At 36.7% G+C, this 15224-nt stretch carries 13 protein-coding genes; 5 read left to right on the forward strand and 8 right to left on the reverse strand.

The genetic code is table 11. The features are described 5' to 3' along the window. Nucleotides 1-168: 168 nt before the first annotated feature. Together AC27IF_RS00915 and AC27IF_RS00920 are read right to left on the reverse strand one after the other, a co-directional pair. The gene (locus tag AC27IF_RS00915; RefSeq protein ID WP_487051257.1) at nt 169-1791 is read right to left on the reverse strand and encodes a PepSY-associated TM helix domain-containing protein; all 1623 of its coding nucleotides are present in this window, start codon (nt 1789-1791) and stop codon (nt 169-171) included. After that, complete coding sequence (locus AC27IF_RS00920) at nt 1788-2087, reverse strand: hypothetical protein (protein ID WP_487051259.1); 300 nt, start codon at nt 2085-2087, stop codon at nt 1788-1790. The genes AC27IF_RS00915 and AC27IF_RS00920 overlap by 4 nt, the downstream gene beginning before the upstream one ends. A gap of 482 nt (nt 2088-2569) precedes the next feature. Here AC27IF_RS00920 and AC27IF_RS00925 point away from each other — a divergent pair, with 482 nt between their 5' ends. From AC27IF_RS00925 to AC27IF_RS00935, 3 genes are all read left to right on the forward strand, one after another. Then, nucleotides 2570-4621, forward strand: a complete 2052-nt coding sequence (locus tag AC27IF_RS00925) for a TonB-dependent receptor (protein ID WP_487051261.1) — start codon at nt 2570-2572, stop codon at nt 4619-4621. A gap of 91 nt (nt 4622-4712) precedes the next feature. Beyond that, nucleotides 4713-5858, forward strand: coding sequence for a PepSY-associated TM helix domain-containing protein (locus AC27IF_RS00930; RefSeq protein ID WP_487051263.1), 1146 nt, complete (start codon nt 4713-4715; stop codon nt 5856-5858). Continuing rightward, nucleotides 5855-6052, forward strand: a complete 198-nt coding sequence (locus AC27IF_RS00935) for a hypothetical protein (RefSeq protein WP_487051265.1) — start codon at nt 5855-5857, stop codon at nt 6050-6052. The genes AC27IF_RS00930 and AC27IF_RS00935 overlap by 4 nt, the downstream gene beginning before the upstream one ends. Nucleotides 6053-6318: 266 nt before the next feature. On the opposite strand, the gene AC27IF_RS00940 is transcribed toward AC27IF_RS00935, so the two are convergent. The 4 genes from AC27IF_RS00940 to AC27IF_RS00955 all read right to left on the reverse strand — a co-directional run bounded on the left by AC27IF_RS00940 (nt 6319) and on the right by AC27IF_RS00955 (nt 9333). Beyond that, nucleotides 6319-7029 (reverse strand): PEP-CTERM sorting domain-containing protein, encoded by a 711-nt coding sequence (locus AC27IF_RS00940; protein ID WP_487051267.1) that lies wholly within the window; start codon nt 7027-7029, stop codon nt 6319-6321. A gap of 215 nt (nt 7030-7244) precedes the next feature. Continuing rightward, on the reverse strand, nt 7245-7889 hold the full coding sequence (locus tag AC27IF_RS00945; RefSeq protein ID WP_487051269.1) for a ThuA domain-containing protein: 645 nt from the start codon (nt 7887-7889) through the stop codon (nt 7245-7247). After that, the gene (locus AC27IF_RS00950) at nt 7886-8245 is read right to left on the reverse strand and encodes a cupin domain-containing protein (RefSeq protein WP_487051271.1); all 360 of its coding nucleotides are present in this window, start codon (nt 8243-8245) and stop codon (nt 7886-7888) included. The genes AC27IF_RS00945 and AC27IF_RS00950 overlap by 4 nt, the downstream gene beginning before the upstream one ends. Nucleotides 8246-8283: 38 nt before the next feature. Then, complete coding sequence (locus AC27IF_RS00955; protein WP_487051273.1) at nt 8284-9333, reverse strand: alkene reductase; 1050 nt, start codon at nt 9331-9333, stop codon at nt 8284-8286. 132 nt (nt 9334-9465) lie between these two features. On the opposite strand from AC27IF_RS00955, the gene AC27IF_RS00960 reads away from it, so the two are divergent. Next, entirely contained in the window at nt 9466-10362 is an 897-nt protein-coding gene (locus tag AC27IF_RS00960; protein ID WP_487051275.1) for a LysR family transcriptional regulator, read from the forward strand. A gap of 103 nt (nt 10363-10465) precedes the next feature. Next, nucleotides 10466-11437, forward strand: a complete 972-nt coding sequence (locus AC27IF_RS00965; protein WP_487051277.1) for a S41 family peptidase — start codon at nt 10466-10468, stop codon at nt 11435-11437. Between the two features lie 166 nt (nt 11438-11603). On the opposite strand, the gene AC27IF_RS00970 is transcribed toward AC27IF_RS00965, so the two are convergent. Together AC27IF_RS00970 and AC27IF_RS00975 are read right to left on the reverse strand one after the other, a co-directional pair. Beyond that, nucleotides 11604-13157 carry a methyl-accepting chemotaxis protein gene (locus AC27IF_RS00970; RefSeq protein WP_487051279.1) on the reverse strand — a complete coding sequence of 518 codons (1554 nt, stop codon included), beginning with the start codon at nt 13155-13157 and terminating at the stop codon, nt 11604-11606. A gap of 316 nt (nt 13158-13473) precedes the next feature. Then, nucleotides 13474-15222: a sugar phosphorylase gene (locus AC27IF_RS00975; RefSeq protein ID WP_487051281.1), complete on the reverse strand. Its 1749-nt coding sequence runs from the start codon at nt 15220-15222 to the stop codon at nt 13474-13476. Between the last annotated feature and the right edge of the window lie 2 nt (nt 15223-15224).

Genomic DNA, 15224 nt, shown 5'->3' on the forward strand with positions numbered 1-15224 from the left:
GTATATTGAAGTGTATAAATAAGTGTTTATGGAACATCATCATTCTCGATGGTTCAATCCCGAAAATTGGGATTGAACGCATGTCAGAAAATTTATTTAGTTGCTACTCTGCAAAATGACCAAGAAAAATCAGCAATCAACCTTGGTGCATTATTGAAACGAAGGATATTAGCTTTGTTCTACAGTTACTTCTTTGGTTGCTATAAGGTTAGTAGCATCAAGTGGTAGGCTCCAAATACTATTAGTTTCACCATGGAAAGCCCGTTGTTTAGTCTTAAAAGCACCATAATAAAATACTCCGGCAAACACTAATGCAATTAATTCAACAATATAGCCCGAATAATTATCGACCGCCCATAGGGATAAACTTGGAACTGTATTAGTTAACATTGTTGTTAATGGAATGAATATGCAGACGACAAATAAAGCTTGCTGTATATGAATGGCACTTATTGCTGCCCCTCTAATAAAGCTATAAAGTACCGCGGCAAAAAAGACGATGTAATAACAAGCGATGTAGCTTTGATTAATTTGAGCATCAATTATATACAACCATTTACTCACAAGGACAGTACAAGCAACAGCCAGCATTGATCCCAAGCACATACCAATGGTTAGTGATGCCATAAACCGGTTAGATGTACTTTGTACAAGTTGTTTTTTTCGGCGTTTTTCTAACCATATTAAGTTACCACTATAGAACAAAAATGCACCTAGTAATCCCATAATAAAATAAATCCAGCGTCCTAAATCACCAGCAAAGCCGCCAAAATGTAGTGAGAAAAAACTCGCCACTAATGGCGTATACAGATCATTATTCGTGACCGGAATACTGCTAAAGTTAACTTTGTAAGTATAGGGGTTCATATAAATAACATCACCACTACTGTGTCGCATCATTTCTTTGTTATTTACCAGAGTAATACCTACGGAAGCGCGGGGTGAAGATAGCTCTGAAAATGTCATTGATTGAACTTGATAATCATCAGTTAACTCGTCAACTTTTTTAATATAACTAGCAATAGAGGGTAAATCTTTAATCGTGTATTCAATTTTGGTTTTTTCGCCACGTTCAAACAATGGTTTATCGCCATAGGCCACACTTAAACCACCATAAAACACATCATGAAAGGCAAAAACAACCACAGTAATAGAGATTATTATATGGAATGGTAAGCTGATAATGCCGACAAGATTGTGACTATCAAGCCAAAAACGATTTACGCCTTTGTTTCTTCTTAAAGCAAAAAAGCTTTTCACCAGTGTTGGCAATAAAAATATAATGCCGGAGACTATAGCCAAGAAATATAGTATTGAGGCAACACCTAAAACTAAGACCCCAATGTCTTCATGGCCTACTTTCCCTGTTATCCCAGCGGTACGGTGTAATGTATCAGTTAAGTCGCCTAATTCATTACTTAAGTTAACTTGAGTGATTAACTCCCCTTGTTCGGACAGGGTTGCATGCCTTACAACATAGTTTAACTTAAGCCCACGACCTCCGCCTTCTTCAGACCATGTTAACGGAGATGACTTTTCATCGAAATTAACCGTAAAGCCATCTTGGGCTTTATCAAAACTTGATGAAGATTTGACAATCAAATCATCGAATAGCTCTGTTTGTATTTGTGGTAAATGATGACTAGAAGGGGTTGCCCAGTGAGATATTTCATCTTCAAACATACTCAAAGAGCCAGCATAAAAGCCAATAAATAAAACTAAACCTGCAATAATACCCGTCCACGTATGTATAGACTGGTAAGTACGGAGAATATCGCCACGAATTTTCATGAAAACCACCTCAATAAAAAAAAGAGGCTATAAAAGAATATATTTGCTGAGCCTAAATAAATAAAAGCTTTGAAGCCTGTTTTAAAGAGATAAGTAAAGCTTAATACTAATAACCAAATAGGTGTAATCATCCACATATTAAACTGAACCTTAACTGGCGCATCAATACCACCTGGGCCATACCACGCAAAAATAGCCACTAAAGCATAAGCGAGTAATAAGCCAAGGAATAGCCCGGAGAATGTTTTAGACCACCAATGAGGTTGGATCTTTTCATCAGAGGTTAATCGTGTCATGAAAGCTTCTTTTTCGGTTTGGTTAAGCTCGTATTCAAGCTAATTAATGGAATAATTATTAAAGCGACAACACTAGTAAAAAGCCATATAAATACAGCAGAACTAACTACAAGTATTTGTAACCAAACGGCTAATGAACATAAAGCGCATAAGTAGCCGATTACTCGCCAAATCTTAGCAATAGGTTTTTTAATAAAGCCTTGATGTTTATTACTTAGATAAATAAATGTTGAGCTAAGAATCGTTAGTACTAATGCAAAAATTTGCCACATTAAACAACCCCTCTTAAATGTAAAATAGAACTCTTGCATATTATTGTAAATAAGAATCATTTTCAATTCAAAAGTTGTTGCCAGACAATATGACATATATCAATAAGGTGTAAATGATAATGGTTTTTATTTGCGTTTGTGTCTTGGTTGCATTAAATTATTGCCTATAAAAATAAGTACCGTTTTCTTTTAACAAAAATTAGGTTACACATGAAAAACACAACAATGAAATTCAGTGCAATTACAGTGGCTTTACTAAGCGCATGCACAATATCAAACGCATTTGCTGACGACGAGCAGCAATTACAATCAATTGAAAAAATTACCGTTCGGGGTGAAAAAACTGAACGCTCTCTAAAAGATACTAGCTCTTCTGTATCGGTGATCACTGAAGAAACGTTAAAGACCATGCAAAGTCTCAGTATGAGTGAAGCTATTTCTGATATTCCCAACGTTGTTGTTTTATCTAGTGCGGCACCAGATATTCGCGGTGTTTCAGGCAACGGCGGTGCCTCTGGCTTTAATGCATTTAGTGGTGGTGCTAAAACTCGTGTATCTACCTTAATTGATGGTGTTGTTGAACCCTTTGTTGCTTATGTGACAGGTGATTCAGGGATTTGGGATATTGAACAAATTGAAGTGTTCCGTGGCCCGCAATCAACAAACAATGGTCGTAACAGTATTGGTGGTGCGGTATATATTAAAACTAAAGATCCAACATTTGATTGGGAAGGTGCGGCTCGTTTAGGTTATAGAAATCAAGACAGTTATATAGATACTTCTGCGGTAATTTCAGGGCCACTTATTGATGATGAATTAGCCTTTAGAGCGTCATTTCAACGCCTTGATGGTGAGACTGTGGATAATCCGATCTTTTTTGACACTAATACACCAGATCATGACTTTAAATCGGTAGAAACTAATCGTTTTAAAACCAAATTATTATGGAAGCCAAAAGCAATTGAAGATTTTTCTGCTTTACTAACCTATTCAAGTAATAACGAAGAAGGTAATGCAGGCCGTAAGTATTACTCTGGAGATGATCCATACGCCTATGTGCCTATTAACCCAACTCATACAGATACTGACTCTCAAAATATTAACTTAAAACTTGATTACGCTGTCAACGACTCCATCTCGATTGATTTCCTAGCAGCTGTCATGGGTTATAAATGGAGTATGGAAACTTATACTGCGCTTGAAGCGAGAGATCAACATGTAGTAATGGATGAAGATAGTACAACCATTGATGCTAAAGTTAATTTTGGCAATAATAACCCAACGCTGAATGGTTTTATTGGTTTCGCCTATTATGAACGAGAGCAAGAATTCAGTGCCGGCGGTGGCTTCCCATATAGTGGAGAAGATAGTAGTGACTCAACTGCGGTTTATGGTGAAGTTAGCTATGCATTTACAGACGCATGGACAGTTATTGCCGGTGGTCGAATTGAGCGAGAAGCTCAAAATCGTTTTTTTAAAATGCCAGCCTTTGGTGTTGAACTAGCCGAGTTGGATAACAGCAAAACAATCACCTTGCCTAAGCTAGTTTTGCAATATCAAATTACCGATGAAACTACCTTATCTTTAAGTGGCCGTAAAGGTTATAACGCTGCTGGTGGTGCACTAAACTTTACTACACAAGAATATTATTTTTATGATGAAGAATCAGTAAATACCTATGAATTTACTGTACGTAGTGCTTTATCAAACGATATAAACATCAGTGCCAATGCTTTCTTTAATAGTTTTGATGGCTACCAAGCAGTAAATTCATTACGTGCAATTGTTAACATGGATGAAGCTGAAACTTACGGTGTTGAATTTGAAATATCAGCAATGCTTACAGATGATTTTCAAGTGAATGCTGGTTTAGGTTTCTTGAAAACTGAAATCACCGATGCGGGTGAAGATTATGCTGATGCTACCGGTAACGAGCTAAACTCAGCACCTGCAATTACCGCTAATGTTGGTGGTAAATATTGGCTAACTGAAGAACTAAACGTTGGTATTTCAGCTAATTATGTTGATGAGTATTTTGGTGATTTAGCCAATACTGAAGAGCGTGTCGCAGGTGGTTATGTACTGACACGACTTAATGTTAATTATGAAACAGAAAATTGGTTAGTCGCAGTTTTTGTTAATAATGCACTTGATGAAGAGGCATTAACGTTAAATTCTCCTGCAGATAGATCTTACCCTAACGGCTATTCATCGATAGTTGATCCTAGAAATATTGGTGCTTCTGTCACTTATTCATTCTAAATAAGAATGTAATAAATAGTAAATAAAGTCTCCTTAATTATTAGTTAAGGAGACTTTTTAATAATTATCAACCAAATGTTTGAGAATTACTATGGCGATATCACGCAAGGCAATGAAGTATTGGCATGCTATTCATAAGTGGAGTAGCTTAATTTGCACGGTGTTTTTATTAATGCTGTGCGTTACAGGTTTGCCACTCATATTTCATGCTGAAATAAATGAATTATCATTGCCTGAATTTGTTGAAGTACAATCACAGCAACAAGCTAAATTGGCTGATATTGAGGTATTAGCGAGAGCTGAAAAGCCTGATGATTTTTTAATGTTTTTGTTTTGGGATGACAGTAAACCTATGGTGAGTGCTGTGATAGGTGAGTCTATGTCAGCCGGAGAAGGAGAAGTATTAATAGTGCCATTTGATAGTCGTACCGGAGAACGATTATTAGCTCCTCCTCAAAATGAAGGCGTTATGGCATTTATATTAGACTTACATGCCAGTATGCTAATGGGTTTGCCCGGTACTTTGTTTTTAGGGTTAATGGGTTTAATTTTCTTTATCGCTATTATTTCAGGTATTGTGGTTTATGCGCCATATATCAAACGTTTACCTTTTGCGACTGTAAGAAAAGATAGAGATCCTAACATTGAACGCTTAGATACCCATAACATGGTGGGAATTATTACCGCCGCTTGGGTTAGTGTAGTCACTATCACCGGCATCATTTTAACGCTAGTAACACCGCTTACGGCAATATGGCAAAATGGCGAACTCGCAAACATCAAAGCACAATATCAAAATTCAGCACCGATAAAAGAATATGTATCACCAGATATTGTACTTGCTTCTGTATTAGCGAAAATCCCTGACGCTAACATTTCATTTATGTCATGGCCAGAGAGCCCTTATGCAACACCATATCATTATACCGTTGGCTGGAAAGGCAATACGCCTTTGACTGAACACTTGTTAAAAGTGGCATTAGTTGATGCAAGAACGGGAGATATTTCATCGATAAGAAACACGCCTTGGTATTTAGATATGATCAATATTTCAGTGCCATTGCACTTTGGCGATTACGGTGGCTTACCTCTTAAAATAATTTGGGCTATTTTGAACATAATGGCAATCGTCGTGTTGTGGACAGGGCTGATGTTGTGGCTTAAAAAGCACCAAAAAATAAAGCAGCAAGATAAGACTGAGATAGCCACTAATGAGTTAGTTGGAGAAATGAAATGAAAGACAAAGATAAAAAAAAGTCACTAAATCAATATACTTGGCGTTTACCAATATTGATAAATATTGTTGCGCTTATTGGCATTATTGTCGCACTTATTGGGCATGGTTGGCTTGATGCATTATCTTGGCTTTGTTTAGGCGGTTGCGCAGTATTTGTAATTTATAAATATTATTTCACCTCTTCAGTACGCTAGCTTAACCAAGCGTAGCTCTATATTTCATTTGTTTAAATACATCGTGGCTTTAACAATAAAGAAAAATACGGTTATAAAGTATAGGCTTAAAAGCAGCGTGAAAGGTTATATAATTGAGCGCATGATAGATAATTCGTTCAAATTAATAGTAAGTAAATTGACTATGAAAGATCAGTCACTGATCTTAATGAATTTTTGAAAAGTAGATTGTGGTTTTGATAAAAAGCACCACTATATGTGGTGCTTTTTTCACACAACTTTACCTTTTAATTCTTTTCCATTCTGCGTGCAGCTAGACCTAATAAGCCTAATGCAAAAACTGCCAATGTTGATGGCTCTGGCACTGCCGTGGTGAACATTACACCTGAGTTACTAAATTGGCTGATATTAGAGCCTCTATAATATTCTATACCTTGAGAAGCATCTGCATTTTCAATACCTATTGTATGAATACCGCTGTCAGTTAATAGTGCTCCGTACTGAATTTCTAAGTTATTAGATGTTTCATGCAAAATCATTTCAAAAGTAACATTGTTGCCTGAAGGCCAATGTGCAACATCATAAAAACCTACAACAAATTCACGGCTTCCAACTGCCCCTAATGTTTGAAAGTACATGGTGCCTGTTGTGTTTTCATTAGAATCTAAATCTTCCCACAAGCCAGCGAATAAGTTGTTATAAGCATCATTGACAAGTAATTCTCTACCAGAACAACAACCGCTAGCAGGACTCCCATCAAAGTCTATAAAGCCATTTGATGAGACTTGTATAGAGCTATACATATTATCAAAGAAATTGAAATCAAATCCGATGTTGAAACTTGAAGAAAGCTGATCATCTGACAAATTAATTTGTGTACCTGTAGTACTTATATCTCTTAAATTACTAGCAACTTCATCTGCGGAATAAATCACCCCCGCATTAGCATTAAAAACAAAACCTAAACCTATTAATAAACCTAAAGCTAAACTTCTCATTAATCTCTCTATCCTAGAATAATTATTAAAAATCATCCTTTGAAGGCAATTATTAAGCCATGGTGTAAGTTGTTGTATTTTAGGTGCTATTTTTTATTGTTTTTATTTTATGTATAAAATCCTGACAATCTGAATAAACGAGTTGAGTGCTAAAAAGATATGTTATGTCAACTATTGTTAGAGCTTGTGGTTAAGGATAAACAGTAATTATACAATTAGTTAACTTGCTTGCTATAACACCATTTTAAAGCATTGAGTATGAGTTGCTTTACTGTTGGGTGCTGCCAGCCTTCGGAATTATGGCAAGGAGTGAGTACACAAACTCGGCCTGATTCTTCTACTCTTGTCCAGCCAGCAATGCTTTGACCATATTTTGAGGTTGAGGTTGAGGTGAGGGATATTGCAGCATTTGGATCATTTAATTCAACAACGTAATGCTCATCTTTAAAAGAAAAGTCAGCTAGACCCTGAGTTATCTCGTGTTGACTGTTAGCGTTAATGTGCACTTCACATTGGGGAGGATGCTCGATAAATCGTCCGCCAATAAGGCGGCTGATAATGGTTATATTTTCATAATCGGCTAAACCTGAATGCAGCACTAATAAGCTTTTTCCTTCTTGCACAAAGCTGACAAATAGCTGGGCAAGTGGCTCATTCATCCATGGCTGTGATGTATTATCATCAAGACAATTTGATTTTGCTAAGATTAAACAATCAAACGTACTTAAATATTCTCTGTTAATCCCTTCAACTGCTGTCGCTAATTCAAAGCTTAATTTATCCGATGCAAACTGTTTTAGCGCATCAAAAACCAAAGATGGCTTATGCCAATCATCACCACAAAAAACAAGGTTTTTCATGGTTTTTTCTGAGTACTTGCTTGAATAACAAGTATATCAACGGGCTTATTAGAATTGTTAAATAAGCCATGACAACCAAAAGGAGGATTAAGAATAAAATCCCCAGTGGTAACGGGAATTTTTTCATTGTTTAGGTGCATTTCGGCGTCACCCTTTAAGATAAAATATAACTCTTCATTATTACCATGTTGGTGCTCACCAATAGAGGTGTTAGGGGGCATCACCAGCTTGACTGCAAAATCAAATGAGCTTTGAAAATCTTCAGCAGAAAAAATGACTTGTTGTTGTACTGTACCTACTCCCTCGTGTAGGTTTTTTATAGCTTCAACAGGGAGCTCGGTAAGCTTTTTGATCATGGTGTTCCTTAATTACATTATGGTAACGGGTATATTAACTAATAGAGTGTTGCAAGTTGACTGTCATCGTAAGCACGTAATGGAAGGTTATTGGTTAATCGTTTGACCAAATCAGCATTAGCAATAAAGGGCCTACCTATGGCAACTAAGTCAGCATGCTCCTCTTTAATGACTTGATTACCTTTCTTGGTATCGTAGCCGCCACTGGCAATAACGGTGCCATGATAATGCTTGCGAATAAATTGCGTGGCGGTACATTTAAGCTGTTCAATATAGTCATCATCAAACTGACCTTTGTGAATATAGGCTAAATCATAGTTGTTTAACTGGCTTAATAGGTACTCAAAAACGGCAATATCTTCTTCTTGCGAGACCATAAATAAAGGCTCTAAATGGTAGGGGAGTATGCGAATACCTACTTTATTCGCCGGAACCTTAGCCGTTACTGCCTCGAGTACTTCAAAAAGGAAACGGCTCATGTTTTCAACACTACCACCATAATTATCAGTGCGTTGATTACTTGAAAAGTGTAAAAATTGATCAATAAGATAACCGTTAGCACCATGAAGCTCGATACCATCAAATCCCGCTAATATGGCATTTTCAGCTGCCGTAGCATATAGCTGAACAACTCTATCAATATCTTGTTGCGTCATTGCTTGTGGAGTTTCATATGACAAGTTATCCGTTTGAAATACTCTTCCTTCTAAGGCTATGGCAGAGGGAGCTATAGGTACATTGCCTTGATGATAAATAGAGTGTGACACTCGGCCTGTGTGCCATATTTGCGCAAAAATTTTACCACCATTATTGTGAACCGCTTCAGTGACTTTTTGCCAAGCGCTAATTTGCTCTTTAGTATATAACCCCGGCCCTCTAGGGTAACCTTGTCCCTCTTGAGCAATGAGTATTGCTTCAGAAATAATCAAGCCGGCATCTGCTCTGCGAGCGTAATAAGCTGCCATTAACTCTGTAGGTGCAAGTTGTTCGTCTGCCATAGAGCGCGTTAATGGCGCCATAACTATTCTATTTTTTAATTGGAGCTCAGTATTTAACGTAAATGCTTCGAACAATGGATTGTCTTTCATGCTTGCTTTCCTATGGTTGCTACAAGTGTATGAACAATATTATAGAGCTATCTATTGTTATGAGTAGATGCTATTTTTACATTTCTTCGTTCTAAAAAAGAGAACAATAAAAGCGGTTAATAAGACATTGCTATGGATGAATTAAAAAGAATAGGTACTTTTAAAAAAGTAGCTGAAGCAAAGAGCTTCTCTGCAGCAGCAAGACAAATAGGTGTAGCCAAGTCGGCAGTAAGCAAACAAATAAGCTTGTTAGAAAAAGAGGTGGGAGTACGACTTTTTCATCGAACAACAAGGCGTTTAAGCCTGACAGAAGCAGGAGATATTCTATATAAACATAGTACGGATATTGCAAAACTAACTAATACCGCTTTAGGCGAATTAAGCCAATATCAAAAGCAACCAACGGGTACATTGCGTGTTTCTTGTCCTTCGTCTTTTGGTGCTAAGTATCTTGTCCCTGTCATAAAGCAAATTACAGATCAGTACCCTTTGCTCAATATTGAACTTATGTTTGAAGACCGTATCATTAATATGGTTGAAGAAGGTATTGATTTGGCGATAAGAGTTGGATGGATGGAGGAGTCTAACTTAGTGGCAAGAAAGCTATGTGAAACCTCAGTGGTTATTTTTGCTGCGCCAAGTTATCTTTCTGAGCATGGTATTCCTAAAAAGCCAAAAGATCTTCAGCGTCATCAATGGGTGAGTCTTTCTTTATTTAAATCGCCGTTACGTTGGTCCTTTGAAAAAGAAGGAACAACCGAGGTTATTCAGCTAAAAAGTAAATTAAAAACTAATAGTGTTGAAAGTGTTATATCACTAGTGAAAAGTGGGCAAGGGCTTTCCGCTATTGCAAAATATAACATTGAGGATGAATTTGAAAATCAAGCGTTAACACAAATATTGCCTGACTATAATCTTAATAAAATGGGGATATTTGCGGTTTATCCGCATCGTGATCATGTGCCAGCAAAAATAAAAGTGCTGATTGAATTACTGGTTGAGCAGTGCAAAGAAATTGAGTCTATATAACGAATGGTGCTTATAGCACTCGAGCTGAGTTTCATTTTTATCCTGTCATACTCGCTAAGTCACCCTTAGTGAGAATATTTCCTTACAGTGAGATTCGATAACAATGAAAAAATTATTATTACTAGGAATGCTTTTATTAAGCACTCTTACTTCCTATGCATCAATGTTAGGTGCAGAAAATTTAAATGAAAAATTAACCAAGCATCAGCTAAAACAAGGGCTCGATGGCGTAATAAAGGTTTTAGAGAATAAATATATTTTTCCTGAAAAAGTGTTACTGATAGAAAATGAATTACAGCATAAATTAGCGACTAAGAAGTTTGATGATATTAGCGATTGGTATTCATTTATCAGGCAAGTAAATCAAGTTATAAGGCAGGTAAGCGGTGATATGTACTTAGATATTGTTGAAACTACCCCTAGGTTTACGCTTGAAAAACCGCAAAATACCTTAAACCATAAGGAAGGTTTAGAGCATTATAATATCAACATACTTTCAGGGAATGTTGGTTATGTTAAGTTGAAATACTTTTATCAAAATTCTGAAGCCGTAGTCGATATTTCCCGTGCTTTTGAAACGCTCTCTACGGTTGATGCATTGATTATCGATGTACGTAATGCAGAAGGGAAATCACTATCGCTTGCGCAATATGTCATGAGTTATTTTCTGGAAGAGGGCACTATTTTAAGCGAGATACTCTTTGAACAGCAAAATAAACGTAAGTTGATAAGAGCAGGTAATAATCATGGCAATGATAGATTCAAGCGTAACTTTCCTGTGTACATACTGACGTCATCGTTTACTGCTAATGCTGGCGAGTTTTTAAGTTACACCCTTAAACATTTGGGAAAAGCAGTTGTGATCGGTGAAGAAACAATGGGAGTTGCCTATGTGCAGCAAACGCTGGAAATAAATTCACATATCAGTATCAATATACCAGTCGCTATCCCTATTCACCCCAAAACCAAAAGTAATTGGGCCCATAGTGGCGTAATTCCGGATTTACATAGTAAGGCAAATTTGAGCTTAGAGGTGGCACATAAAAAGGCTAAAGAATATTTAGCTGTATTTTAGTTACATATAAATAAGTACTTATAGGGATTGATACTCTGGTATCAATCCCTATAGTCAATATTGCTTTTTATAAGTAATCTAAATAACAAGATCGCTAATTTTATACACCTACAATGCTCGCTATCGCAAAACTACTTAAATAAAAGTATATATGCCTTGGTAGTGATTATTTAAATGCTTGAGATATTTTTTTTACGTAATCTAGCGATAACTTAATCTCTTGTGCATCTTCACCAACAGACTTAGCATTATTATAACTTTGCTCTGCAAGATCGTTAGAAGCTTGAATGTTTCTGTTAATTTCTTCAGCAACAACGCCTTGCTCTTCAGCAGCTGTGGCTATTTGTGCGGAGTGATCGTTAACTACCAACATCATTTCAGTTAAGTTTTGCATTAACTCTTTTGAGGCTAATGTTGTCTCCTTACAATCAGCCGCTTGGGATATATTTTGTTCTATAATGTCATGCCAATCTTCTATGGTATTTACTATGGTGGAAATCGAAGCCTGAATGTCTTCACTTGAACTTTGTGTTCGTGTCGATAATGAGCGGACTTCATCGGCTACCACAGCAAACCCTCTGCCTTGTTCACCAGCTCTCGCCGCTTCAATGGCAGCATTTAAAGCCAGTAAATTGGTTTGCTCAGCAATGCCGTTAATTTCTTGCATCATGCCGTTTACTTTATTTATTTCTTGCTTTAATTGCTCGGCAGATGAGGCTGTGGATGAAATATTCTCAACAAGTTTTTCTATGCCAAGATCATTCACATCAATATGTTCGTTCACCTCCCGGCATTTTTCAGATGTTTGCTCGACTACCGATAAACTTTCATTAGCATTTTTAGCGATATCTAAAGACGTCGTCGCCATTTCATTCATGGCTGTAGCAACTTGAGTTAATTCAGATTTTTGTTGCTCAGTGTTATCTATCCCCTGAGATGATTTACCTAATAATTCTTCACCTATGGTTTGTAATTGCTCACTCAAATCAACAAACCGACCTAAAATTGTTCGTCCCTTTGCCTTGGCTAAACCAATGTGAAAATCAAACACTGAATGTAAGCCTTTACCTGAATAAACAAAGCGACTGACACTGTCAAAATCTTCCTTCAAGCTGGTACTTAGTTTAGGGGCAGAAAGGAGCTCTTCTTTGAAAATAAATAAAAAAGCAATCAAGGATAAGGCAAAGAGAAAAGCAGCAGTAATATCAGCGAAGAAAGCAAGTAAAGCAAAAAATATGACCGAATTAATCATGGCAAAGATTAACTTTTGCTGGTGATTAATTTCACGAGTTGTTTTAGCCTTTCCGTTATTTATATCGCCGTATAGTTGTTGAGCTCTTTGCTTCATTTCATTACTAGGTCGTACTCTCACCGATTGATAACCAATGACTTGGTTCTTTTCCATGATAGGAGTAACGTAAGCATCAACCCAGTAGTAGCGACCATCTTTACAACGATTTTTTACTACACCTCGCCATGAATTACCAAGCTTCAAGTGATGCCATAAATCTTTAAACGCGGCTGCGGGCATATCAGGATGTCTAACTAGGTTATGGTTTTTACCCACTAATTCTTGCTCTTCATATCCTGCGATTTGGCAAAATTTAGCGTTAGCATAGGTTGTTATTCCACGTAAATCTGTGGTTGAAACCAGCTCATCATTTTCATGTACTAATACTTCTTCGTCGGTTGATGATCCTGTACGGCGATTTTTTTTCATGTGCAACAATTTCTATTTAATAAAGAACATTAGCAAGCAATTATAGGTTAATATCAATAATAACCATAAATTAAATATGGTTTATTTGTTAACAATTGTTTTTTACACCTTAATTGTTGGCGTTGTACCTTTACAATACCGCCAATGAACATTGGTAGGATACTGAGCAATGCCAGTAAAATAATCAATTCTGAAATCCAGTCGATGACTGTATAAGGTTCAGAGCTATTATCTCATAAGGCTTACAGCTATATTTTTATTGCTCTAATGTCACGTTTAATATATTTTTTGACATTAATCGAGTTAACTTGAGTCTTTATTTTTTGTTAGTAATCCATACTGTTTGATACGGACTCAATTCAATGCTTGCTGTTATTTCGCTAATCTTTTCTCCAGAGATAAGCTCAAACCAATCTTCAGTTACAATTAAGTTAAGCTCATTTAAAGGTAACGTTATTGCTTTATTGGTAATGTTACTAATACAAAAGATACTTTGTTGCCTATTTTGGCTTTGACGCCAAAAACCGAAGAGTTCAAGCCCTAAATGCAGGGTAAATTGTGTTGCATTTGGGTGAAATGCTGGTTGTTCAATTCGAATACTCAATAAAGTGTTGAGGTTTGAAAGTACCTTGGCATGATGTAAAGAGTCATCAGCTAGTGCTGTTTCTAAAGCGTTTTTCTCCCAACGGTGGCGATTAATAGACCGGTTATGCTGGGTATGTGCTAACTTTTGGTAATCATTTTTCGTGCCTAAAGTGCTGTGAATATAAATACCAGGGATACCTTCTAATGCAAACATGATGGTATGTGCACAAATAAAACGCTCAAAGTTCCATTGGTCTGTACCATCGGCGGTACCTTGTAAGGCATCATAGAGTGAAATATTTAATTCGTATGCTTTTTGTTCACCATTATCACTGGTACGCCAGGATACTTCTCCGCCAAATTTTTGTACGGTAGTAGTGAGTGTTGCTATTTCTTCGTCACTTAATAGCCCCTCAGCAGGGCGTAAGCCAATGCCGTCATGTGAAGCAATAAAGTTAAAGTACATAGTACCATTTTGCGCCGGTGGCATACTCATTAACCAGCGTTTTAAATATAAACAATTACCGGTTAATAAGGTGTTTAATAATAATGGTGGCAATGAAAAATTATAAATACCGTGAGCTTCATTAGCATTGCCAAAATAAGTTAAATTTTGCGTATTAGGTATATTGGTTTCTGTAATTATTACCGCTTCTGGCTCTGCAGCTTCCATTAAGGTTCTGAGTAACCTCACCACTTCATGTGTTTGTGGTAAGTTAATGCTCTTGTTGGCCACTATTTTCCATAAAAATGCAACAGCATCTAATCTAAATATTGTAACGCCGCTATCAAGGTATTGCCTTATAATGCTAGTAAAGGCTTTTAATACCTCAGGGTTACGAAAATCAAAGTCGACTTGATCATGGCTAAACGTACACCAAACATATTTAGTACCTTGCTTTGTTTCTACCTCTTTTAACAATGGGCTTGTTCGTGGTCTTACGACAGGTGATAGATCATCACTGGGTAGTGCAGTAAAGAAAAAATCATGACCTATTCCTTCCCCTTGAATAAAGTTTTGAAACCAAGCACTACGACTAGAGCAATGATTAATGACTAAATCAGCCATTAAGCGGCGCTCTTTACTTATTTGTTCTACATTTTGCCAAGAGCCTAATGACTCATTTACTGATGAGTAGTCGATGACAGAGAAACCATCATCAGAGCTGTACGGGAAAAAAGGTAATATATGTACACTATTAATAGTATTATCGAGTTTACTATCGATAAACCACTTTAATGTGCTTAATGGTGCTTCATCTTTACAGATAATGCTGTCACCATAGGTGATCAATACAATATCTTTTTCTGACCAGTGATTCGTATAAGGTTGTGTGTCAGCGACTTGTTCCTTTAATCTCATTATGTCGAGCAAATGTTGAGCGATATTATCTATTGATTGCTCAAGAGGGATACCTTTGTAAATAAACGTAAGCTGCTGAATTAATTTTTGTTTTAATGAATTAAGTTGCGCTGTCATAG

The organism is Colwellia sp. KS18-150 (assembly GCF_057551365.1).